Origin of the sequence: Geobacillus zalihae NBRC 101842 (assembly GCF_001544135.1) — a bacterium.
GTDB lineage: Bacteria > Bacillota > Bacilli > Bacillales > Anoxybacillaceae > Geobacillus > Geobacillus zalihae.
This window is the reverse complement of record NZ_BCPV01000020.1, coordinates 12362-35798: the sequence shown is the minus strand read 5'-3', so window position 1 is coordinate 35798 and position 23437 is coordinate 12362. Positions and strand designations below refer to the sequence as shown.

At 55.5% G+C, this 23437-nt stretch carries 23 protein-coding genes and 3 pseudogenes; 24 read left to right on the top strand and 2 right to left on the bottom strand.

Annotated features, from left to right (window positions below; all coding sequences use genetic code 11):
- The 9 genes and pseudogenes from uvrA to GZ1_RS18190 form a co-directional block, all read left to right on the top strand.
- Complete coding sequence (uvrA, locus tag GZ1_RS07815; RefSeq protein WP_060788270.1) at positions 1–2859, top strand: excinuclease ABC subunit UvrA; 2859 nt, start codon at positions 1–3, stop codon at positions 2857–2859.
- A 128-nt stretch (positions 2860–2987) separates the two neighbouring features.
- Positions 2988–3314, top strand: a complete 327-nt coding sequence (locus GZ1_RS07810) for a magnetosome magnetite crystal formation protein family (RefSeq protein ID WP_015375804.1) — start codon at positions 2988–2990, stop codon at positions 3312–3314.
- Between the two features lie 112 nt (positions 3315–3426).
- Complete coding sequence (locus GZ1_RS07805; RefSeq protein WP_015375803.1) at positions 3427–3789, top strand: phage holin family protein; 363 nt, start codon at positions 3427–3429, stop codon at positions 3787–3789.
- 248 nt (positions 3790–4037) lie between these two features.
- Positions 4038–4973: an HPr(Ser) kinase/phosphatase gene (hprK, locus tag GZ1_RS07800; protein WP_033004901.1), complete on the top strand. Its 936-nt coding sequence runs from the start codon at positions 4038–4040 to the stop codon at positions 4971–4973.
- A 67-nt stretch (positions 4974–5040) separates the two neighbouring features.
- Positions 5041–5853 carry a prolipoprotein diacylglyceryl transferase gene (gene lgt / locus GZ1_RS07795; RefSeq protein WP_020754153.1) on the top strand — a complete coding sequence of 271 codons (813 nt, stop codon included), beginning with the start codon at positions 5041–5043 and terminating at the stop codon, positions 5851–5853.
- 228 nt (positions 5854–6081) lie between these two features.
- Entirely contained in the window at positions 6082–7020 is a 939-nt protein-coding gene (locus GZ1_RS07790; protein WP_060788260.1) for a nucleoside recognition domain-containing protein, read from the top strand.
- Positions 7017–7661, top strand: coding sequence for a pyrophosphatase PpaX (ppaX, locus tag GZ1_RS07785; protein WP_020754151.1), 645 nt, complete (start codon positions 7017–7019; stop codon positions 7659–7661). The genes GZ1_RS07790 and ppaX overlap by 4 nt, the downstream gene beginning before the upstream one ends.
- 20 nt (positions 7662–7681) lie before the next feature.
- Entirely contained in the window at positions 7682–8179 is a 498-nt protein-coding gene (locus tag GZ1_RS07780; RefSeq protein ID WP_033004897.1) for an acyltransferase, read from the top strand.
- A gap of 252 nt (positions 8180–8431) precedes the next feature.
- Positions 8432–8752, top strand: a pseudogene (locus GZ1_RS18190) (zinc ribbon domain-containing protein); the annotation flags it as partial.
- A 397-nt stretch (positions 8753–9149) separates the two neighbouring features.
- Here the strand turns inward: GZ1_RS18190 and GZ1_RS07775 are convergent.
- Together GZ1_RS07775 and GZ1_RS19855 are read right to left on the bottom strand one after the other, a co-directional pair.
- Positions 9150–9719 (bottom strand): type II toxin-antitoxin system PemK/MazF family toxin, encoded by a 570-nt coding sequence (locus tag GZ1_RS07775; protein ID WP_015375798.1) that lies wholly within the window; start codon positions 9717–9719, stop codon positions 9150–9152.
- 214 nt (positions 9720–9933) lie between these two features.
- Positions 9934–10295, bottom strand: a pseudogene (locus GZ1_RS19855) (DDE-type integrase/transposase/recombinase); the annotation flags it as partial.
- A gap of 4 nt (positions 10296–10299) precedes the next feature.
- On the opposite strand from GZ1_RS19855, the pseudogene GZ1_RS18875 reads away from it, so the two are divergent.
- From GZ1_RS18875 to mgfK, 15 genes and pseudogenes are all read left to right on the top strand, one after another.
- Positions 10300–10524, top strand: a pseudogene (locus GZ1_RS18875) (acyltransferase); the annotation flags it as partial.
- Between the two features lie 66 nt (positions 10525–10590).
- Complete coding sequence (locus GZ1_RS18870) at positions 10591–10740, top strand: hypothetical protein (RefSeq protein WP_020755656.1); 150 nt, start codon at positions 10591–10593, stop codon at positions 10738–10740.
- A 67-nt stretch (positions 10741–10807) separates the two neighbouring features.
- On the top strand, positions 10808–11992 hold the full coding sequence (locus tag GZ1_RS07765) for an ATP phosphoribosyltransferase regulatory subunit (RefSeq protein WP_013146385.1): 1185 nt from the start codon (positions 10808–10810) through the stop codon (positions 11990–11992).
- Between the two features lie 178 nt (positions 11993–12170).
- A complete protein-coding gene (hisG, locus tag GZ1_RS07760; protein ID WP_013146384.1) occupies positions 12171–12794 on the top strand; it encodes an ATP phosphoribosyltransferase in 624 nt (207 codons plus the stop codon).
- A 393-nt stretch (positions 12795–13187) separates the two neighbouring features.
- Positions 13188–14462, top strand: a complete 1275-nt coding sequence (gene hisD / locus GZ1_RS07755; protein WP_033006003.1) for a histidinol dehydrogenase — start codon at positions 13188–13190, stop codon at positions 14460–14462.
- A gap of 3 nt (positions 14463–14465) precedes the next feature.
- A complete protein-coding gene (gene hisB / locus GZ1_RS07750) occupies positions 14466–15053 on the top strand; it encodes an imidazoleglycerol-phosphate dehydratase HisB (RefSeq protein ID WP_033006014.1) in 588 nt (195 codons plus the stop codon).
- A 225-nt stretch (positions 15054–15278) separates the two neighbouring features.
- Positions 15279–15920 carry an imidazole glycerol phosphate synthase subunit HisH gene (gene hisH / locus GZ1_RS07740; protein ID WP_015375792.1) on the top strand — a complete coding sequence of 214 codons (642 nt, stop codon included), beginning with the start codon at positions 15279–15281 and terminating at the stop codon, positions 15918–15920.
- Positions 15920–16654 carry a 1-(5-phosphoribosyl)-5-[(5-phosphoribosylamino)methylideneamino]imidazole-4-carboxamide isomerase gene (gene hisA / locus GZ1_RS07735; protein ID WP_060788259.1) on the top strand — a complete coding sequence of 245 codons (735 nt, stop codon included), beginning with the start codon at positions 15920–15922 and terminating at the stop codon, positions 16652–16654. The genes hisH and hisA overlap by 1 nt, the downstream gene beginning before the upstream one ends.
- Positions 16651–17409 (top strand): imidazole glycerol phosphate synthase subunit HisF, encoded by a 759-nt coding sequence (gene hisF, locus GZ1_RS07730; protein ID WP_060788258.1) that lies wholly within the window; start codon positions 16651–16653, stop codon positions 17407–17409. The genes hisA and hisF overlap by 4 nt, the downstream gene beginning before the upstream one ends.
- A complete protein-coding gene (hisIE, locus tag GZ1_RS07725; RefSeq protein ID WP_060788257.1) occupies positions 17406–18056 on the top strand; it encodes a bifunctional phosphoribosyl-AMP cyclohydrolase/phosphoribosyl-ATP diphosphatase HisIE in 651 nt (216 codons plus the stop codon). Before hisF ends, hisIE begins: the two co-directional genes overlap by 4 nt.
- A 149-nt stretch (positions 18057–18205) precedes the next feature.
- Positions 18206–19678 carry a tetratricopeptide repeat protein gene (locus tag GZ1_RS07720; RefSeq protein ID WP_033005999.1) on the top strand — a complete coding sequence of 491 codons (1473 nt, stop codon included), beginning with the start codon at positions 18206–18208 and terminating at the stop codon, positions 19676–19678.
- Between the two features lie 75 nt (positions 19679–19753).
- Positions 19754–20710, top strand: coding sequence for a thioredoxin-disulfide reductase (gene trxB / locus GZ1_RS07715; RefSeq protein WP_013146376.1), 957 nt, complete (start codon positions 19754–19756; stop codon positions 20708–20710).
- A gap of 331 nt (positions 20711–21041) precedes the next feature.
- The gene (locus GZ1_RS07710) at positions 21042–21518 is read left to right on the top strand and encodes an NUDIX hydrolase (protein ID WP_014196721.1); all 477 of its coding nucleotides are present in this window, start codon (positions 21042–21044) and stop codon (positions 21516–21518) included.
- 18 nt (positions 21519–21536) lie between these two features.
- Positions 21537–22433, top strand: coding sequence for an RNase adapter RapZ (gene rapZ, locus GZ1_RS07705; protein ID WP_013146374.1), 897 nt, complete (start codon positions 21537–21539; stop codon positions 22431–22433).
- Positions 22430–23383: a gluconeogenesis morphogenetic factor MgfK gene (gene mgfK / locus GZ1_RS07700; protein ID WP_013146373.1), complete on the top strand. Its 954-nt coding sequence runs from the start codon at positions 22430–22432 to the stop codon at positions 23381–23383. The genes rapZ and mgfK overlap by 4 nt, the downstream gene beginning before the upstream one ends.
- Positions 23384–23437: the final 54 nt, after the last annotated feature.

Genomic DNA, 23437 nt, shown 5'->3' with positions numbered 1-23437 from the left:
ATGGATAAAATTATCGTCAAAGGGGCGCGCGCCCACAACTTGAAAAACATTGACGTCGAAATCCCGCGCGGCAAGCTCGTCGTCTTGACCGGGCTGTCCGGGTCGGGGAAGTCGTCGCTGGCGTTTGATACGATTTACGCGGAAGGCCAGCGGCGCTACGTCGAATCGCTGTCGGCGTATGCCCGCCAGTTTTTAGGGCAGATGGAAAAACCGGACGTCGATGCGATTGAAGGCTTGTCGCCGGCCATTTCGATCGATCAAAAAACGACGAGCCGCAACCCGCGCTCAACCGTCGGCACGGTGACGGAAATTTACGACTACTTGCGGCTTCTATTCGCCCGCATCGGCCGCCCCATTTGCCCGACGCACGGCATTGAAATCCAATCGCAGACGATCGAGCAAATGGTCGACCGGCTGCTCGCTTACCCGGAGCGGACGAAAATGCAAATTTTGGCGCCGATCGTCTCGGGAAAAAAAGGGACGCACGCCAAGACATTGGAGGATATTCGCAAACAAGGGTATGTGCGCGTCCGCATTGACGGCGAGATGCGCGAGTTGACGGAGGACATTGAGCTTGAAAAAAACAAAAAACATTCGATTGATGTCGTCGTCGACCGCATCATCATCAAAGACGGCATCGCATCAAGGCTTGCCGATTCGCTTGAGACGGCGCTGAAGCTCGCCGACGGCAAAGTTGTCGTTGACGTGATCGGCGAGGGGGAGCTCTTGTTCAGCGAAAAGCACGCTTGTCCGTACTGCGGCTTTTCGATCGGGGAGCTTGAACCGCGTCTGTTTTCGTTCAACAGTCCATTCGGCGCCTGCCCGGACTGCGACGGGCTCGGGGCGAAGCTCGAAGTGGATCTCGATTTGGTCATCCCGAACGATGAGCTGACGTTAAAAGAACACGCCATCGCTCCGTGGGAGCCGCAAAGCTCGCAATATTACCCGCAGCTGCTCGAAGCCGTGTGCCGCCATTACGGCATCCCGATGGACGTGCCGGTGAAGGATTTGCCGAAAGAGCAGCTCGATAAAATTTTGTACGGCAGCGGCGGAGAGCCGATTTATTTCCGCTATACGAATGATTTCGGGCAAGTGCGCGAACAATACATCGCATTTGAAGGCGTCATTCCGAACGTCGAACGCCGCTATCGCGAGACGAGCTCGGACTACATCCGTGAGCAGATGGAAAAGTATATGGCGGAACAACCATGTCCGACATGCCAAGGCTACCGGCTGAAAAAAGAAAGCCTGGCCGTCCTTGTCGGCGGCAAGCATATCGGCGAGGTCACCGCCATGTCGGTGACCGAGGCGCTCGCCTTTTTTGACGGGCTCGAGCTGGCCGAAAAAGAGGCGCAAATCGCCCGCCTTATTTTGCGTGAAATTCGCGACCGGCTCGGTTTTTTGCAAAACGTCGGCCTCGACTATTTGACGCTCAGCCGCTCGGCAGGAACGCTCTCCGGCGGCGAGGCGCAGCGCATCCGCTTGGCGACGCAAATCGGCTCGCGGCTGACGGGGGTGCTGTATGTGCTCGACGAGCCGTCGATCGGGCTTCATCAGCGCGACAACGACCGGCTGATCGCGACGTTGAAAAGCATGCGCGACCTCGGCAATACGCTCATTGTGGTGGAGCACGACGAGGATACCATGCTGGCCGCGGACTATTTGATTGACATTGGTCCGGGGGCGGGCATCCACGGCGGCGAGGTCGTCGCCGCCGGCACGCCGGAAGAAGTGATGAACGACCCGAACTCGCTCACCGGCCAGTATTTATCGGGGAAAAAATTCATCCCGATTCCGGCCGAGCGTCGCCGTCCGGACGGACGTTGGCTTGAGGTCGTCGGCGCGCGCGAGCATAACTTGAAAAACGTATCGGTGAAAATCCCGCTCGGCACGTTTGTCGCTGTCACCGGGGTGTCGGGCTCGGGCAAAAGCACGCTCGTGAACGAAGTGTTGTATAAGGCGCTGGCGCAAAAGCTGCACCGGGCGAAGGCGAAACCGGGCGAACATCGCGGCATCCGCGGGCTGGAGCATCTCGATAAAGTCATTGACATCGACCAGTCGCCGATCGGCCGCACGCCACGCTCGAACCCGGCGACGTACACCGGGGTGTTTGACGACATCCGCGACGTGTTTGCCTCGACGAACGAAGCGAAAGTGCGCGGCTACAAAAAAGGGCGGTTCAGCTTCAATGTCAAAGGCGGGCGCTGCGAGGCGTGCCATGGCGATGGCATCATCAAAATTGAGATGCACTTTTTGCCGGACGTGTACGTCCCGTGCGAAGTGTGCCACGGCAAACGGTACAACCGCGAGACGCTCGAGGTGACGTATAAAGGAAAAAACATCGCCGAGGTGCTCGACATGACGGTCGAAGATGCGCTCGACTTTTTCGCCTCGATCCCGAAAATCAAACGCAAGCTCGAGACGCTCTATGACGTCGGGCTCGGTTATATGAAGCTCGGCCAGCCGGCGACGACGCTCTCGGGCGGCGAGGCGCAGCGTGTCAAGCTCGCCGCTGAGCTTCACCGCCGCTCCAACGACCGGACGCTCTACATTTTGGACGAGCCGACGACCGGGCTTCATGTCGATGACATCGCCCGGCTGCTTGATGTGCTCCACCGGCTCGTCGACAACGGCGATACCGTGCTTGTCATTGAACATAACTTGGACGTCATCAAAACCGCGGACTATATCATTGACTTAGGTCCGGAAGGCGGCGACCGCGGCGGACAAATCGTCGCTGTCGGCACGCCGGAAGAGGTGGCCGAGGTGGAGGAGTCGCACACCGGCCGCTACTTAAAACCGATTCTCGAGCGCGACCGGGCGCGCATGCAGGCGCAATATGAAGCGGTGAAGGCGTAAAGGCCTTTGCGGCTTTGTCCGCCGCTTGGGACACCGGCGGCCGCCGCCTTTTTTTGCCGTCGGCAGGAAACTTTTCCTAGCGGCCGTCGTATATACAGGTAAAGGAAACTTGGAAAGGGGATTGCCGATTGTCGACGAACAAAGTGTTATCCGCGCTTTGTTATTTCAGCGTCTTTTTTGCGCCGTTCATTTTGCCGATTGTCGTCTATTTTGTTGTCGAAGATCTTGAAGTCAAACGCCATGCGAAGCGGTCGCTCGTGTCGCATTTGATTCCGGCCGTTACGATCCTCTTGTTCATTGCGTTGGCCGCGTCGCCGGTGTTGTTTGGCCATTGGAGTGGGGAATCGTTTCTTTTTGGCGGCGGGCTCGTCTGGCTTGGATTCCTTGTTGCTGGAGCGGTGAACCTCGTTGTCATCGTTTGGAATGTCGTAAAAGGGATTCAAGTGTTAAAATAAGAGAAAGCGTCCGTTTGCCAGCGATGCCGCGCGAGCAGCGAACAGCGCCGCATGAAGCCTGTAAAAAGGCATTGGCCGGCGGGCGCGAGACTCGAATAAAGATGGTGATGGGATGCTTAATTGGCTGATCGGTGTGTTGATCAATACGGTGCTGCTCATGGCGATTGACGGCTATTTTGATGATATTCATTTCAGCGGCATCGGCGCGGCGTTTTTGGCGAGCGTCATTTTGGCGGTGCTCAACGCCGTCGTCCGCCCTGTGCTCATCTTGTTGACGCTGCCGGTGACGGTGTTGACGCTCGGTTTGTTTTTGTTTGTCATTAACGCCATCACGCTCATGATGACCGCCGCGCTGATGGGGGATGCGTTCCAAATCGGCGGCTTTGGCACCGCGCTGCTTGCGTCGATCGTCTTGTCGTTTTTCCATTTGCTTGTGCAAAAAGCGATTATCGAGCCGCTGCGCAACCGGTCGTAACGGGGGCGTGATCCATTGGAAGGCCGGTGGCGCCATGGTTTTCCGTGATCGTGTGAAAAGATGGCGAATGCGGCAAGGGGTTGCAATGGGAGAAACGATGCGGTGAAGATCGTTTCGGTTTGATGTGTTTGGCTTGATCGGGACGGGGGGAGCCGTCCCTGTTTTGTTTTCCCCGATGTTTTCCATTCAATGGCGGAACGAAACGTGTTACAATGGAAAAAGATGAAGAAAGGGGAGAAAGGCGACGTATGCCAAAAGTGCGGACGAAAGACATCATTGAACAGTTCCAGCTCGAGCTCGTCAGCGGCGCGGAGGGCATTTACCGCCCGATTACGACAAGCGATTTATCGCGGCCGGGGATTGAAATGGCCGGCTATTTCGCCTATTACCCGGCGGAGCGTCTGCAGTTGCTCGGACGGACGGAGCTGTCGTTTTATGAAACGTTGACGCCGGAAGAAAAAAAGTCGCGGATGGAACGGCTTTGCACCGACATTACGCCAGGGATCATCGTCTCGCGTGGACTTGAGGTGCCGCCGGAGCTGATCGAAGCGTCGGAGCGCCAGTCGGTGCCGGTCATGCGCTCGACGATGAAAACGACCCGCCTGTCAAGCCGATTGACAAACTATTTGGAAAGCAAGCTCGCCCCCACCACCGCGGTGCACGGGGTGCTTGTCGATGTGTACGGCGTCGGGGTGTTGATCACGGGCAAAAGCGGCGTCGGCAAAAGCGAAACGGCGCTCGAGCTCGTCAAACGCGGCCATCGGTTGGTCGCCGACGACTGTGTGGAAATCCGCCAAGAAGATGAAGATACGCTCGTCGGCAGCGCGCCGGAGCTGATCGAGCATCTGCTTGAAATTCGCGGCCTCGGCATTATTAATATGATGACGCTGTTCGGCGCAGGGGCGGTGCGGACGCATAAGCGCATTTCGCTCGTCGTCGACTTGGAGCTTTGGGATCCGGAGAAGCAGTACGATCGGCTCGGGTTGGAAGAAGAGAAAGTGAAAATTTTGGATACCGAATTGCCGAAACTGACGATTCCGGTTCGTCCGGGCCGCAACTTGGCGGTCATCGTCGAAGTGGCGGCGATGAACTTCCGGCTGAAACGGATGGGGGTCAATGCGGCCGAGGAGTTTTCGGCGCGCTTGAGCGACGCCATCGAAGACGGCGCGCACGATTACGACTGATCGGCGGCGTTTCTTGCGTCAAAGGAATGGATCTCGTTTGGGCATGAAGCATAGGAGGTGGTAAACGATGGAATCGACGATTCAGCCGCTTGACCGCGTGTTTTTGCACCTTGGCCCGATTACGATTTATTGGTACGGCGTCATTATCGGCACGGGCGTTTTGATCGGCTTGTGGCTTGCGACGCGCGAAGCGGTGCGGCGCGGCTTGCCGAAAGAGACGTTTGTCGATTTGGTGCTGTTCGCCGTGCCGATCGCCATTGTGTGCGCACGGGCGTACTACGTGCTGTTTGAATGGCACTATTATTCAAAGCATTTGTCAGAGATTCCAAAAGTTTGGCAAGGCGGCCTCGCCATTCACGGCGGTTTGATTGGCGCGGTGGCGACGGGCGTCGTGTTTGCCCGCGTGCGTGGGCTGTCGTTTTGGAAGCTCGCTGATATTGCCGCACCAAGCATCATTTTAGGCCAGGCGATCGGGCGCTGGGGCAATTTTATGAACCAAGAGGCGCACGGCGGCCCTGTGTCGCGCCAGTTTCTTGAAAATTTGCATTTGCCGGATTGGATCATCAACCAAATGTACATTGGCGGCCGCTATTGGCATCCGACGTTTTTGTATGAATCGCTTTGGAATTTGGCCGGTTTTTGTCTTTTGCTTTGGCTTCGGCGCGTCAATTTGCGGCGCGGCGAGCTGTTTTTGTCGTATTTGATTTGGTATTCCGTCGGCCGCTTTTGGATTGAAGGGATGCGCACCGACAGCTTGATGCTGGCCGGCAGCCTGCGTGCGGCGCAAGTAATGTCTGTGACGCTCATTGTTTTGTCCGTAGCGCTTTGGATCGCGCGCCGGGCGAAAGGCTGGGCGGACGCGCGCTATCGGGATGAATAGCCGTTAGAGGCGGCGAAACGCTGCGGACTTGTTCGGTTTGCGGGAAACCACGATGAATGAAGCTGCTTCGCCGCCGCGCTTCTTAATGGGAACAACCGTGTTGGGAGCCGCATTCCCTCTTTTTTAGGTTGGCCTGGGGCGAATTAAAAAGATGCTTGTGCGCGGCATCCAGAGAATTGAGGTTTCATCGCACCGCGGCATGAAGGCAAGCAAAGGAGAGAGGAGAACATGACAGGAATGTTGCAGCGCGGCGTGCTCGCCGGGCTGAAGACCGCGTGGGCGCTCGGCAAAATCATTTTTCCAGTGACGCTCATTTTAGCGCTGTTGCAGCCGACGCCGCTGTTTTCGTGGCTCATTGACTTTGTCACGCCGTTCATGAAATGGTTTGGCTTATCCGGCGATGCGGCTGTGCCGCTTGTGCTCGGCAATTTGCTCGGGCTGTACGCCGCGATCGGGGCGATGCTGACGATCGAGTTTACAGTGAAAGAAGTGCTCATTCTCGCTGTCATGCTTTCCTTTTCTCATAACTTGATCGTCGAGTCTTCCGTCGCTTCGCGGACGGGTATGAGCGTTTGGCTCATGCTCGCCGTGCGCATTGGCTTGGCCGTTGTCTCCGGTTTGTTGATCGCCCATCTATGGGATGGGGGGCAGGAGATCGCCCGATACGGGTTTGTCGCGCATGAAGCCGCCCCGCCGTCCGGTTGGGGAGAGATCATCTTGGCGGCGCTGAAAAAAGCGGCGACCGGCATCGTCCAGCTCGTCGCGATCGTCATCCCGCTCATGACGGTCATTCAAATTTTAAAAGAACGCCACTGGATCGAGACGGTTTCGCGCTGGATGGCGCCGGCGACCAAGATGCTGGGCATGAGCCCGAACACATCGCTCACGCTCGCGGCCGGCTTTGTGTTCGGTCTGGCGTACGGAGCGGGCGTCATGATTCAGGCGGCGAAAGAAGACGGCGTCTCGAAGCGCGATTTAACGCTGGCGTTCATTTTTCTCGTGTCATGCCATGCAGTCGTCGAAGATACGCTCATTTTCGTTCCGCTTGGCATCTCTGTTTGGCCGCTGCTTTTCATCCGCTTGGTGACGGCGGTGCTGTTGACCATGGCGGTGGCATTCGTTTGGCGCCGTTTTGAACATCCCATGAGAAAGGAAGCCGCTTCATGACGATTCGCACGATTTTGTTTGATCTTGACGGCACATTGATTGATACGAATGAGCTCATCATCCAGTCGTTTTTGCATACGCTGGAGAAGTACTACCCGGGCCGCTACGGGCGCGAGGACGTCCTGCCGTTCATCGGCCCGTCGCTGTATGAGACGTTCAGCTCCCTCGATCCGGAACGGGTCGAGGAGATGGTGAAGACGTATCGCACGTTCAACCACGCCCACCATGACGAACTGATCCGCGAGTTTGACACCGTGTATGAAACAATCGAAACGCTCCACCGCCATGGCTTTCGCCTCGGCGTTGTGACGACGAAAATGCACGACACCGCCCTGATGGGGTTAAGAAAAACGCGGCTGGCGCCGTTTTTCTCGTGCGTCATCGGCCTCGATGACGTCACGCGGCCAAAGCCCGATCCCGAGCCGATTCACAAAGCGCTTGGCATGTTGCAGTCAACGCCGGACGAAGCGCTCATGGTCGGGGACAACTACCACGACATTTTGGCCGGCCAAAACGCCGGAGTGAAAACAGCCGGCGTCGCCTGGGCGATTAAAGGGCGCGAGTATTTGGAACAATATGAACCGGACTATATGCTGGAAAAAATGAGAGACTTGTTGGCCATTGTCGGCATCAACGAATGAAAGGAGGAGCCGTCCTCCCGGTGAGACGAACGACGAAACACCCTGTCCAAGGGGCGAACTCGCTCTGGCAGTTGTATCGCACCGTATCGTTTTGGAAAGTGCTGAAAAACGTCATCATCATTCAAATCGGGCGCTACACGCCGTTTTTGCCGCTGAAAAACTGGCTGTACCGCACGTTTCTCGGCATGAAGATCGGCGAGCAAACCGCGCTCGCCTTTATGGTCATGCCGGACATTCTCTTCCCAGAAAAAATTCACATCGGCCGCAACTGCGTCATCGGCTACAACACGACGATTCTCGCCCACGAATATTTGGTTGACGAATACCGCCTCGGCGATGTCGTGATCGGCGATGAGGTGATGATCGGCGCGAACTCGACCATTTTGCCCGGCGTGGTGATCGGCGACCGCGCCGTCGTCGCCGCGGGCACCGTCGTCCATCAAGACGTCCCGCCCGGGGCGATGGTCGCCGGCTGCCCGATGCGCATTGTCCGCCGGAATGAACCGCCTTCCGATTGAACGGGGGCGGTTTTCCATTTTGGAATAGGAAAAAATGAAAGAAACGAAAAAACAGAGAGTCTGTTTTTTTGCCCCCTATAAGTTAAACTTCCAGTTGGATTTATATAGGATCAATGATGAAAATATGAAACTTTAGGTGGCAGAACTAAAAATTGTTGGCTCTTCACCACAAAGTGTACTTGACAAAGAAAGACGATTATGATAGAGAAAATCAAAACATCATTTTTCCTTTTTTATACCACACATCTCTTTTTAACAGGCATTCGTGAAAAAACAGAACGTGTATGGATCCATGACCGATATGAAACCGTATCGTGGGCTTTCTATCAGTTCCGTCAAATGTTAGAGTATAAGGCGCGTTTGCATGGGTCAAAAGTGATGGTGGTTGCTCCGCATTACACCTCTTTGACATGTCCAAAGTGCGGGCATACGGAAAAAGCCAATCGAAACAAGCGTACACACACCTTTTGTTGCCGAACATGCGGATATACCTCAAACGATGACCGCATTGGTGCCATGAACCTTCAACGAAAAGGAATAGAGTACATCGTTGAAGGAACGACACAGGCATGACCTGCGTCGTTGGGCAGCTGTCAACCTGCCCCTGATGCAACCCCAAGTCAAGGAAGGAGGACGAAGTCCGCTCGCACTTCTGGGGAGTTGCAAGCCCCCACTTCAAGCGTTAGCGAAGTGGGGGTAGTTGACGTCTAACCTGTTTAGGTGAGAATGGGAATAACAACTTTCGGTGAAGGTGTATAAGAGAGAGTTCACAAGATGCAAAGTCAGCGAAACACGTAAAAAGCCGCCCCGTAAATGGGGCGGCTTTTCCTTTTGGACCGCGCATGCGGCGGTCAGTTGAAAAATATTTTTGGCCGCACTTGAGTTCAAGGAACTCAAAGGGCATTATTTATCGTATGCTTGTTTTCCGAATCTCATGCAAAGAAAATAATAAAGCATTTTGACAGAAGTGTCAAGAACGGTTTTCTGGATCTTTTCTAAGTTTAGTGTACATCCTACGGATTTTTTCGTCAATCAAGTCCATTTGTTCGCTTGTTAATTTGAAAACGCCGTCTTTTGCTTTTTTGGGTTTGAAAATGCGAATTTTGCTTATAGGGCGCATTTGGTTTGGAATGGCCACTGCCTTTTTTTCGTTCAGTCCCTCAATCGTACCTAAAAAGACCGAGTCTTTATGTACATCCTGTTCTGTTTCGTTTTCGTCTAATGAAGATAAAGGAACGACGTTGACGACGGGATTGTTTTTTGAACTATCGCGAATGACAACAGCATAGTGCATGCCGCCGAATTCAGCGCCAACATTAAAGCCAAAATGCGCTAAAACGATTTCTGACCGCTTATAAGCTCTTAGGTAAGATGGGGCAAATGTTTCTTCCCAGACGAGATATTTGTTTTGTGTTTCAAGCCACTCAATAAATATTCTTCCCCGCTTTTCGTCCATATTCTCAATGATTTTTTGCAGTTCCATTAGCTGTCTATTCATTTCTCTTACCAAATCTTTATTCTCATGCAACTTTTTTAACAAGGCTTCTCCTCCCTTTCCATTATAATAGATGAACGAAATGTTGTCTCTTTAATGTTCAAATGCTTGGCGATCGCAGTCATGCTGTCTATGTCGGATTCGGCCATCATGATTTTTAAAGTGTGCTTAAGTCCTATGCCATCTAGAAATTTTTTCTAATATTTTCACTTACCAACAATTATAACACTAAAACATCGAATATTTTATAATATTCATCATTGAGCACCGTCTGATGTGAGATCGACACGCCCGCCGTGGATGTCCTTCATGGCTGCCTCCGTCATGCGGGAGAACATCACGAAGTTGACGTGGTACGTCAATACGAGCCCCCAGAATGTGCGGTGAAACGGCCATCCGGGACAAATCGACCTTCAGTTTGATGAGTGATGATGGAACCAAAGGGAGAAAGTCAAACAGGAACTCCCGGAATCGACACTGCAACTCGAAGGCTTGAGAATCTTGCTTGAAACGTCAGCGCTCCTTCTTGGTCATCCGGCGAAGATTGGCTTAGTAAAACGGGCAATCGTTGTTCTTGCACTTGTAGATGTGGTATTTTTTTGTGCTCTTTGATTTTCTCAAGCCGATTCTCGCCGACGAATATTTAGTGGACGAATACCGCCTCGGCGATGTCGTGATCGGCGATGAGGTGATGATCGGCGCGAACTCGACCATTTTGCCCGGCGTGGTGATCGGCGACCGCGCCGTCGTCACCGCGGGCACCGTCGTCCATCAAGACGTCCCGTCCGGGGCGATGGTCGCCGGCTGCCCGATGCGCATCGTCCGCCGGAATGAACCGCCTTCCGATTGAACGGGGGCGGTTTTCCATTTTGGAATAGGAAAAAAGGAAAGAAACAAAAAAGGAGAATTGGGGATTTTGGCAAGATGGATCGCCGCTATTTTCATTAGAGTGCAGATCACTGCCTATGCCGTGTGGAACGAAGCGCTTCTTGTTTTTGAAGCGATCTTGTCCGTTTTGTTATTTGTAAAGCATTCCCCCCTTGACGCTGTGGCCGCAAAGGAGTAAACTACTAATAACTTCACTTCTCTACCATATTAGCAAACTAAAGCATTTTGATAAAGGGCGTGGGGACATGGCAAAAAAGCTGTTTATGTTTGAAAAACCGTTAGGCATGCGCGATACGCTGCCGTTTTTATATGAGTTGAAAAAACAAGTGCGCTCGGTGATGGCGGAGGAAATTGAGCGCTGGGGGTACGAGTTTATTGAAACGCCGACGCTTGAGTATTATGAAACGGTCGGGGCGGCGTCGGCGATTGCCGATCATCGGCTGTTTAAGCTTCTCGACCAGCAAGGGCATACGCTCGTGCTTCGGCCGGATATGACGGCGCCGATCGCCCGGGTGGCGGCGTCAAGGCTTTATGAAGACGGCAATCCGCTCCGGTTGGCGTACAACGCCAATGTGTTCCGCGCCCAGCAGCGCGAAGGCGGGCGGCCGGCGGAGTTTGAGCAGATCGGTGTGGAGTTGATTGGCGACGGCACGGTGACGGCCGACGCCGAGGTCATCAGCTTAATGGTCGCGTTGTTGAAGCGCGTGGGGTTGGGCCGCTTTTCGGTGGCGGTCGGCCATATTGGGTATGTGAACGCACTGTTTTTGGAGATTTTAGGGAATGAGGAGCGGGCGAGTGTATTGCGCCGTTTTTTATATGAGAAAAATTACGTCGGCTACCGCGAACATGTGAAGTCGTGGCCGCTTTCGTCGATCGATCAAAAGCGGCTGTTGGATCTTCTTTCCTTGCGTGGCGGAACGGACGTGATCGAACAGGCGAAAACGCTCGTCACAAGCGAGGAGGGGCGGCGGTCGGCCGATGAGCTGGCGGCGCTCATGGCGGCGCTTCGGACGTACGGAGTGGCCGAGGCGGTGAAGCTCGATATGGCGCTTGTCAGCCATATGAGCTATTACACTGGCATTTTGTTTGAAGTGTACGCCGAGCAGGTTGGATTCCCGATCGGCAACGGCGGGCGGTATGATGATTTATTGGCGAAGTTCTCGCGCCCGGCGCCGGCGACGGGGTTTGGGTTGCGCGTCGATCGGTTGATTGAGGCGATTGGGGAAACGGATGTGCGCGATGACATCGAGTGCATCGTGTTCAGCCAAGAGCGGCTGGCGGAAGCGGTGGAATTGGCCGAAGCGAAACGGGCGGAAGGCAAGCGCGTCGTCTTGCAGCACATTGCCGGCATTCGTGATATTGACGCCTACAGCCAGCGCTACCGGTCGATCGTGTATTTGCTTGGCCGCAGCGGGCGCGATGGGCAGTGAACATAACAGAGAAGGGGCCGCCGGTTGGTCATCGACGCTGTTGAAAACGGCAGCGATTGGCGGGACAGAGCGGATGCGAAGAACGGACGGGAGAGGCTGCCCATGGCGGTGGAGAGCATGCGGTGTAATCGAGGACCAGCGCCGCATTTGACATGATGAGGAGCAAGGAGGAAGAATGATGCTGACGATTGCCATGCCAAAAGGGCGCATTTTTGAAGAGGCGGTCGAGTTGCTGCGGCGAGCGGATTATGCGCTGCCGCCGGAATTTACCGAGTCGCGCAAGCTCGTCATTGATGTGCCAGAGGAAAACATGCGCTTTATTTTGGCGAAACCGATGGATGTCGTCACCTATGTCGAGCATGGGGTCGCGGATTTGGGCATTGCCGGCAAGGACGTGCTGATGGAAGAAGAACGGGATGTGTACGAACTGCTCGATTTGCAAATCAGCCGCTGCCATTTGGCGGTCGCCGGGCTGCCCGGCGCCAAGATGAACGAGATCGCACCAAGGGTGGCGACGAAATACCCGAACATCGCGTCAACGTATTTTCGCGAGCAAGGCGAGCAAGTCGAAATCATCCGCCTGAACGGATCCATTGAACTCGCCCCGCTGATCGGCCTTGCCGACCGGATCGTGGACATCGTTTCCACGGGGCGGACGCTCAGAGAAAACGGGCTTGTCGAGCTTGAACGGATCGCCGAGGTGACGTCGCGCCTGATTGTCAACCCGGCGAGCTACCGGCTAAACGGCGGGGACATTGAACGGTTGGTCGACCGATTGGCGGCGGTCATTCCCCAGCCGTAGGAAAAAAGGTGTGACAGAGCGGAAATGGGCGGTTTCCGAAGAATGGGTTGGTGGAGATTCGGGAATGGCGGAGCGGCGTTGACAACGCCGTTGGAAAATAGCATATAGATGCAACGAAGAAGTTTAACATATCCTTGACGGAAAAGCGGTTTGTCCATTTTCGACTGTCGGAGGCAAGCCACAGGCTTGCCTCCGTCACGCCAAGGCGTGACGGAGGATCGAACAACCGCCTGCTTCACAGACCCATATATGGGTCTTTAAGCGGTGTTGTTCGGTCGTCCGACAGTCGATCAAATACTCGGTAAAAGCTGCAAATGGTAAAGCTTCAAATTGTATCTATACAGATTGCCAATGGACGAAAACCGATGGACGTCACAGAAAGGGGAGCGAACGATGAAAATCGAACGGATCCGAGGCGGCGTTTCGCTGCGGCGCACGATTGAAAGCGGAACGGAGGAGCAGCGGCGCGCGGTGCTTGATATCATCGCCAACGTGCGCGCCCGCGGCGATGCGGTGCTCAAAGAATATACAGAACGGTTTGACGGCGTAAGCTTGGATTCGCTCAAGGTGACGGAAGAGGAAATGAAGCGCGCGCATGCGGCGATGGACGCGGAGATGCTGGAGATCATTCGCCAAGCGGCGGCGAACATTCGCGACTACCATGAGCGGCAAAAGCGCGAATCATGGTGGATGACGAAAGAAGACGGCACCATTCTCGGACAAAAGGTGACGCCGCTCGATGCGGTCGGGTTGTACGTGCCAGGCGGGACGGCCGCTTATCCGTCGTCTGTGCTGATGAACGTTATTCCCGCACAAGTGGCGGGGGTGAAACGGATTGTCATCACCTCGCCGCCAAACAAAGACGGCACGCTCCCGGCTGGGGTGCTGGCCGCCGCCTATGAACTCGGCGTGACGGAAATTTACAAAGTCGGCGGCGCGCAGGCGATCGCCGCGCTTGCTTACGGGACGGAAACGATCCGGCCGGTTGACAAAATTTTCGGGCCGGGCAATATTTATGTGGCATTGGCGAAGCGGGAAGTGTTCGGGCATGTGGCGATCGACATGATCGCAGGGCCGAGCGAAATTGTTGTGCTGGCGGATGAAACGGCCCGACCGGATGAGATTGCGGCCGATTTGTTGTCGCAAGCCGAGCATGACGTGCGGGCGTCGGCCATTTTGGTGACGCCGTCGATGAAATTGGCGCTGGCGGTGGCGAGCGAAGTCGAACGGCAGCTTGAAACGCTGCCGCGCCGCGACATTGCCCAAGCGGCGCTTGAGAACTACGGCGCCATTTACGTCACCGAGACGCTTGAGGAAGCGGTCGATGTTGTGAACGAACTGGCGCCGGAGCATTTGGAAGTGATGACGGCGGAACCGCTCGCGCTGCTCGGCCGGCTCCGCCATGCGGGAGCGATGTTTTTCGGCCGCTTCAGCTCCGAGCCGGTCGGCGACTATTTCGCCGGGCCGAACCACGTGCTGCCGACGAACGGTACGGCAAGGTTTTCAAGCGGCTTGAGCGTTGATGAGTTTGTGAAAAAATCAAGCGTGATCGTTTACAGCGAAGCCGCATTGAAACAACATGGAGAAAAAATCGCCGCCTTTGCCCGCCTCGAGGGGCTGGAGGCGCACGCGCGCGCCATTGAGGTGCGGCTCGAGAAAGGGGAATGAATGATGGCAAGGGAAGCAACGATCGCAAGAACGACGAACGAGACGAGCATTGAGCTGCGTTTGGCGATTGACGGCGAAGGAAAAGCCGAACTGGAAACGGGCGTGCCGTTTTTAACCCATATGCTCGATTTGTTCGCCAAGCACGGCCAGTTCGATTTGCGCATTGACGCGAAAGGCGACACGCATATTGACGACCACCATACGACGGAAGACATCGGCATTTGCCTCGGGCAGGCGGTCAAGGAAGCGCTTGGCGACAAAAAAGGAATCAAGCGGTACGGCAACGCGTTTGTGCCGATGGATGACGCCTTGGCGCAAGTGGTCATTGACTTGAGCAACCGCCCGCATTTCGAGTTTCGCGGCGAGTTTCCGGCAGCGAAAGTCGGCGCGTTCGATGTCGAGCTCGTCCATGAGTTTTTATGGAAGCTGGCGCTGGAGGCGCGCATGAACTTGCATGTCATCGTCCATTACGGGCGCAATACGCACCATATGATCGAAGCGGTGTTTAAAGCGCTCGGGCGGGCGCTCGATGAAGCGACGATGATCGACCCGCGCGTCAAAGGCGTCCCGTCGACGAAAGGGATGCTGTAGCCGATGGAGTGGGGCGCCCCCCGTGGGGAAAGAGTTCCGCAGGCGCAGGAAAGGCGGTCGGATCGAGGCAGCGCTTCCTGCGGGAAAAGCTCCATGGATGCAGGAAAGGCGACCGGATGCCAAGGAGAGGTTTGCACATGGAAGGAGCGCCGTAAAAAAGCATGCCGCCATACCGTTGTTCATTGAACAAGGGGATGGGCATGGATCAGGGAAGAAAGGAATGGGATGACGATGATCGGGATCATCGACTATGGCATGGGCAACTTATACAGCGTCAGCAAAGCGCTCGAGCGGCTCGGCTGTCCGTATGTCCTAAGCGGCGACAAAGAGGAGCTCGAGCAGGCGCGCGGGCTGATTTTGCCCGGTGTCGGCTCGTTTCGCGATGCGATGCACATTTTAAATGAGACAGGCCTAGCTGCTTTCATCCGTTCGGCGGTTGAAAACGGCACGCCGCTGCTCGGCATTTGTTTAGGGATGCAGCTGTTGTTTGACGAAAGCGAAGAAAACGGGCCGACAAAAGGGCTTGGCTTGCTTCGCGGCCGCGTCGTCCGCTTTCCGGGCGTCACGAAAACCGGCGAGCCATACAAAGTGCCGCACATGGGCTGGAACCGGCTCCGCTTTCATCGTCCGTCGCCGCTCCTTCGTGGCGTCGAGGAAGGGCATGTCTATTTTGTCCATTCGTATTATGTCATTCCAGGGGATGAGGACGTCGTGCTCGCGAGCAGTGAATATGACGTTGATGTTCCGGCGATCGTCGGGCGCGGCTGTGTGTTTGGCACACAGTTTCATCCGGAAAAAAGCGGTGCGGTCGGCATGAGCATCTTGAACAATTATGTCGGCATCGCCACGGGAAGGGGGAACGGCTGATGGCGGCGTTTACGATTTATCCGGCGGTCGATATGCGCGGCGGCAAGTGCGTCCGCCTGCTGCAAGGCGATTACAACAAAGAAACGGTGTACGGCGATTCGCCGGTCGCGATGGCCGAGCAATTCGCCGCTCAAGGGGCGGAGTGGATTCATATGGTCGATTTGGACGGAGCGAAAGAAGGGCGCCGCGTCAACGACCGGTTTGTTGTTGAGGCGGCCCGTTTGGGCGTCAACGTGCAAGTGGGCGGCGGCATCCGGACGGAAGAGGATATCGTGCATTATTTAGAAAATGGGGTCGCCCGCGTCATTTTAGGAAGTGCGGCCATTTCCGACCCGCCGTTTGTGAAAAAGATGCTCCAAAAATACGGCCGCCGCATCGTGATTGGCATTGACGCCCGCGACGGCTTCGTGGCGACGGAAGGGTGGCTTGCGACGTCGAACGTCAAGGCGGAAGAGCTCGGGCGGATGCTCGCTGAGGCGGGGGCGGAGACGTTTATTTTCACCGATATTGCGACCGATGGCACGCTGTCGGGCCCGAACATCGCCGCCGCGGTCCGGTTGGCCGAGGCGACGGGAAAAGAAGTGATCGCTTCTGGCGGCGTCAGCTCGCTTGACGATTTGCGCGCGCTCTGCCAATATGCTGGACAAGGCATCGGCGGCGCGATCGTCGGCAAGGCGCTTTATACGAATCAGTTTACGCTCGCGGAAGCGCTCAAGGCGGTGAACGAGCGATGATCACGAAGCGCATCATCCCGTGCCTCGATGTGAAAGACGGGCGCGTCGTCAAAGGAGTGCAATTTGTCCAGCTGCGCGATGCCGGCGATCCGGTGGAGCTCGCGAAGGCGTACGATGAGCAAGGGGCGGACGAGCTCGTGTTTTTGGACATTTCCGCTTCCCATGAAGGGCGGAAAACGATGGTCGATGTCGTCGAGCGCGTCGCCGCCCAGCTAGCGATTCCGTTTACGGTCGGCGGCGGCATCCACTCGCTTGAGGATATGAAGCGGATGCTTCGCGCCGGGGCCGACAAAGTGTCGCTCAACACCGCCGCGGTGCTCCATCCGACCTTGATCACCGAAGGGGCGGACTTTTTCGGCTCGCAATGCATCGTCGTCGCCATTGACGCGAAATACGATGAAACGCTTGGTTCATGGCGCGTCTATACGCACGGCGGCCGCAACGCCACGAACTGGGAAGTCGTCGCTTGGGCGCAGGAAGCGGTCCGTCTTGGCGCCGGGGAGATTTTGCTGACGAGCATGGACGCGGACGGCGGCAAAAACGGTTTTGATATTGAGTTGACGCGGCGGGTGAGCGAAGCGGTCCCGATTCCGGTCATCGCCTCGGGCGGCGCCGGCAAGGCGGAGCATTTCCTCGAAGCGTTCGAAAAAGGGAAAGCAGACGCGGCGCTGGCGGCATCGATTTTCCATTACAAAGAAACGTCGGTCGGACAAGTGAAAGCGTACTTGAAAGAAAGAGGGGTGAACGTGCGATGACGGCGGACATTCGCTTTGATGAAAAAGGGCTTGTACCTGCCATCGTCCAAGATGCGCAAAGCAAGGAAGTGCTCACGCTTGCCTATATGAACAAAGAGTCGCTTAAAAAAACGCTGGAGACCGGAGAAACATGGTTTTACAGCCGCTCGCGCCAAGAACTATGGCATAAAGGGGCGACATCTGGAAACGTGCAGCGCGTTGTTGACATCCGCTACGACTGCGACGCCGACGCCCTGCTCGTTCTCGTCGAGCCGGCCGGCCCGGCTTGCCATACCGGGTCGTATTCCTGTTTTTCCCGCTCGCTGGACGGCGCGGCGCGCACGCCGGCGGCCGACCGGTTTGCCATTTTGAACGAGTTGGAACAGATCATCGCCAAGCGCGACGCCGAACGGCCGGAAGGGTCGTACACGACGTACTTGTTTGAAAAAGGCGTCGATAAGATTTTGAAAAAAGTCGGCGAAGAAGCGGCGGAAGTCATCATCGCCGCCAAAAACCAAAACCACGAGGAATTGAAATGGGAAGCAGCCGACTTATTGTACCATTTGCTTGTGCTGTTGCGCGAACAAAAGCTACCGCTTGACGCGGTGCTTGCGACGCTTGCCGAGCGGCACGCGCAAAAGGCGGGAGCGGGCGACAAAAAAGAATAAGATGGTTAGGTGAGAAAAAGGAACGTCTGTCATTGCGCCGGCGTTCCTTTTTTGCACGGAAAAACCGCATTCCTAAAGTTTCTTGCTTGTTTTCGCCGTCGATATGGTATACTGTTGTTCGACGAATTTTACGGACGACGGAGGACAGAATGGGAAAACAACTGAAGCGATCATCACGAAAAGCGACGATTGTACCATTCATTCAAAGCGGAGATTACTTTTTTAAAAAAGGAATGAAAGCATACGACCGAGGCGATTTGGAAAAGGCGAGGAAATATTTGGAGCGCGCCGTTCGTTTGGATGAGTACGACGCCTCATTCGCCTTGCAGCTCGCCCTTGTGCTGTCGGAGCTTGGTGAATATCAATTTTCCAATCAATGGCTGTTTAAAATTATCCATGATTTGGACGAAACGATGTACGACTGTTTGTATTTTTTGGCGAACAATTTCGCCTGCCTCGGCTTGTTTCGTGAAGCGAGGCAATACGCGGAGCGTTATTTGGCGCATGAGCCGGCCGGAGAGTTTGCCGACGATGCCGCTGACTTGCTTGAGCTGCTTCGGCTCGATGGATCGGAATGGACGGAAGAAGAGGAGCAGCTGATGGTGCTGGAGGATCGGGCCCGCCGTTTGCTTGAGGAGGAGCGGTTTGCGGAAGCGATTGAAGCGCTTGAAGCGCTCGTCGCGCGCTATCCGGACGTTTGGTCGGCGCATAACAATTTGGCGCTTGCTTATTTTTACAGCGGCGATGTCGACAAAGCGAAACAGAAAGTGCGTGAAGTGCTCAAACGCGATCCCGGCAATTTGCATGCGCTTTGCAACGCGCTTGTCTTCGCCTATTACTTGCGTGAGGAAGAACAGGCGGCCGCGCTTTGCGAGACGCTGGCCGGTTTGTATCCGTTTTTTCGCGAGCATCAATACAAGCTCGGGGCGACGTTCGCGCTTGTCGGGCGGTTCGATCTGGCGTTCCGTTGGCTGCACCGTTTGTATAAACAAGGCTTTGACGGTGATGGGCCATTTTATTATTGGCTCGCTTGCGCTGCCTACTATACTGGCCATGAGTCGCTCGCTCGGCAAATGTGGGAGGTGCTTGCCACCCTTCATCCCGAAAAACGCGGTGAGGAGCCGTGGGCCGTTTCAGCGCCGGTGGATGAGGCGCTCATCCGCTTGATGGCTTGGCTGGAGGGCGACGAGCTGGCCGACCGTCTGTACGGATTGTACTTGTTCAGCCGCTCGCCGCAGGCGAAAGAGGCATCGATGTCGCTTGCGGTATGCCGCCTCTTGCCGTCCGATCCCCGTCTGCGCCCGTTTATCGACTGCTTTTTGTTCGGCTTAACCGATGGCCCGTCCGCTTGGGCGGCGAACATCGGCCGCATGGTCGATGCGCTTTCGGCGCATAATGAGGAAAAGGAAGCGCTCTGCCGCTTCGCCTTCGCGATGGCCGTCCATCCGTCGGCTGATCGCGAGCCATTTGCGAACGGAGCCGCGTGGGCGGCGGCGATCGAATACATGTGGCGCCGACAGCAAGGAGAGCGTGTGACGCAAAGAGAGATGGCGGCCAAATACGGCGTTTCGGCGGCGACGGTGCAAAAATACGTGCAAAAAGCGCGCCGGCTCTATACATGAGCAAATCAATAGACAGGGCGAATCGACTTCTATACGATGAAAATGGAAGGATTCTCAAGCGAGGGAGTGGACGGTGTGGCAGACGAAAAAATTTACGATGTCATTATTGCCGGAGCCGGGCCGGCTGGGCTGACGGCGGCTGTCTATACATCGCGCGCCAATTTGTCGACGCTGATGATCGAGCGCGGCGTCCCGGGCGGGCAGATGGTCAACACTGAGGAAGTCGAGAACTATCCTGGCTTTGAAACGATTTTAGGCCCGGAATTGGCGACGAAAATGTTTGAGCATGCGAAAAAATTCGGCGCGGAGTACGCATACGGCGATGTGAAAGAAATCATCGATGGCGAGGCGTACAAAACGGTCATCGTCGGCGACAAAGAGTACAAGGCCCGCGCGGTCATCATCGCCACCGGAGCGGAATATAAAAAACTCGGCGTACCGGGTGAAGCGGAGCTCGGCGGCCGCGGCGTTTCGTACTGTGCGGTGTGCGACGGGGCGTTTTTCAAAGGGAAAGATTTGGTCGTCGTGGGCGGGGGCGACTCGGCGGTCGAAGAGGGCGTCTATTTGACGCGGTTTGCCAATAAAGTGACGATCGTTCACCGCCGCGACAAGCTGCGGGCGCAAAAAATTTTGCAAGACCGGGCGTTCGCCAATGAAAAAATTGATTTCATCTGGAACCATACGGTGAAACAAATCAACGAAAAGGACGGAAAAGTCGGCAGCGTGACGCTTGTGCATACGCAAACGGGCGAGGAGCGCGAATTTCCGTGCGACGGCGTTTTCATTTACATCGGGATGGTGCCGCTCTCGAAGCCGTTTGCCAATCTTGGCATCACGAATGAAAACGGCTATATCGTCACGAACGAAAAGATGGAGACGAAAGTGCCGGGCATTTTCGCCGCCGGTGATGTGCGGGAAAAAACGCTCCGGCAAATCGTGACGGCTACCGGCGACGGCAGCATCGCCGCGCAAAGCGCCCAGCATTACGTTGAGGAACTGAAAGAAAAGCTCCATAAGCAAGGGGTCAGCTGATCCGGTAACCAAATCGCAATCAAATCGTAATGGTTATTTAACCCAGATGTAACACGGGCGCAACACATTTGTCGTATGCTATAAGTAAGTAATTGACCCCCTTTTATATAGATCCTTTTTGGCGCGGGCGTTTGTCCGCGTCTCTTTTTTTGCCGGGCGCTTGCATCCTGCCGTTTCGCTTGAAACGGCGGGGATGGCGTCTTTCGGCTGGAAGCGGAATGTTGGGCCCCGAGGTTTTTGAAGACGGGAAGCGGACGGTTTCCAGCGGTTTGAAGGTGGAGCGGCCTAACTATTTATGGTAAAATAAAGATGATTATGTGCGTGTTTGCGGATGGTTGGGGTGAACGAATTGCAACGGGTGACAAACTGCGTATTATATAAAGACGGCCAAGTGCTGCTGTTGCAAAAGCCGAGGCGCGGCTGGTGGGTCGCTCCGGGCGGGAAAATGGAGCCCGGCGAGACGGTGCGCGAAGCATGCATTCGTGAATACCGGGAAGAGACGGGCATTTATTTGAAAAATCCAGAGCTGAAAGGCGTCTTTACGATCGTGATGAAAAATGGGAATGAAACAGTGTCGGAGTGGATGATGTTTACGTTTTTCGCCGACGACTTCATTGGCGAAAACGTGCCGTCTTCCGAAGAAGGGACGCTTGCTTGGCATCAGGTGGAGACGCTTTCGACGCTGCCGATGGCCCCTGGCGACTATCATATTTTGGACTACGCCTTGAAAGGCAAAGGGGTTATGTACGGGGTGTTTGTGTATACAGAGGAGTTTGAACTGCTTTCGTATCGATTGGATCCGAGTTGATGGAGAGGAGAGACGACAATGGGGCAAAATGGGGCGCTGCAGCCGATTCAGCTCGTCATCATCACCGGCATGTCCGGCGCGGGAAAGACGGTGGCGATTCAAAGCTTCGAAGACCTCGGCTTTTTTTGTATTGACAACTTGCCGCCGACGCTGCTGCCGAAATTTTTGGAGCTCGTCAAAGAGTCCGGGAATAAAATGAACAAAGTCGCCCTTGTCATGGATTTGCGCAGCCGCGACTTTTTCGATCATTTGTTCGCTGCGCTCGATGAGTTGGCTGAGCAGGCATGGGTCGTCCCCCAGGTGTTGTTTTTGGACGCCCAAGATTCGACATTGGTGGCCCGCTACAAAGAAACGCGGCGGACGCATCCGCTTGCGCCGAACGAGCCCCCGCTTGAAGGAATCCGTTTGGAGCGGAAGCTGCTCGAAGAACTGAAAGGACGGGCGCAGATCATTTACGATACGACGGGGCTCAAGCCGCGCGAGCTGCGGGAGAAAATCATCCGCCAGTTCTCATCGCATGCTCAATCCGGGTTTACCATCAACGTCATGTCGTTTGGGTTTAAGTACGGCATTCCGATTGATGCGGATTTGGTGTTTGACGTCCGCTTTTTGCCGAACCCGCATTACATTGAACATATGCGGCCGAAAACCGGGTTGGACGATGACGTATCGTCCTACGTGCTCAAGTGGGGGGAAACGCAAAAGTTTTTGGAAAAGCTCATTGATTTGTTGTCGTTTATGTTGCCGTATTACCAGCGAGAAGGAAAAAGCCAGCTGGTGATCGCCATCGGCTGCACGGGCGGCCAGCACCGTTCGGTGGCGCTCGCAGAATATATCGCCCGCCATTTTTCGGCCGACTATAAAACGGTTGTCTCGCACCGGGACATGGAGAGGAGAAAGGACATACACCGATGAGGAACGAACGAGCAGCGAAACTGGTCGTCATCGGCGGCGGCACCGGGCTTCCCGTGCTGCTGAGGGGGCTGAAGCAGCATGAATTGGATTTGACCGCCATTGTCACGGTCGCCGATGACGGCGGAAGTTCCGGGCGGCTGCGGGATGAACTGCACATTCCGCCGCCCGGGGATGTCCGCAACGTATTGGCCGCGCTGTCTGACGTCGAACCGCTCATTGTCGAGCTGTTCCAGCACCGTTTTCAAAACGGCAACGGCTTATCCGGCCATTCGCTCGGCAATTTGATTTTGGCGGCGCTCACATCGATCACCGGCGACTTTGTGAAAGCCATCCGTGAGATGAGCAAAGTGTTGAACGTGCGCGGCCAGGTTCTGCCGGCGGCGAACAAGAGCGTCGTATTGCACGCGGAGATGGAAGATGGTTCCATTGTCTCTGGCGAGTCAAAAATCCCGAGTGCGGGAAAAAAAATTAAGAGGGTGTTTTTAACGCCGGAAGACATTGAGCCGCTACCGGAGACGGTTGATGCCATCCGCCGCGCCGATTTGATTGTCATCGGGCCGGGGAGCCTATACACGAGCATCTTGCCGAATTTGCTCGTGCCGAAAATCGGGCAGGAAGTATGCAAGGCGAAAGCGAAAAAAGTCTATATATGCAACATTATGACTCAGGCCGGCGAGACGCCGCACTATACGGTGAGCGACCATGTGGAGGCGCTTCATGCTCATCTTGGCGGCCCGTTTTTGGACGCGGTGATCATCAACAGCGGAGCGATCCCGGAAGCGATCCGCCGCCGCTACGAGGCGGAGCGGGCCGAGCCGGTGCGTGACGACAGCAGCGGGCTTTCGTTGCAAGTCATCCGCGACGATATTGTCACGTACGAGGATGGGGTCATTCGCCATAATACGGCGAAAGTCGCCGCCCTTCTTCTCGGACTTCTCCCTCACCGTTAAAGGCGGGACCCGAGTAGGCCGCAAAGCGCCATTATGGGCGGTGATGCTCCCGAT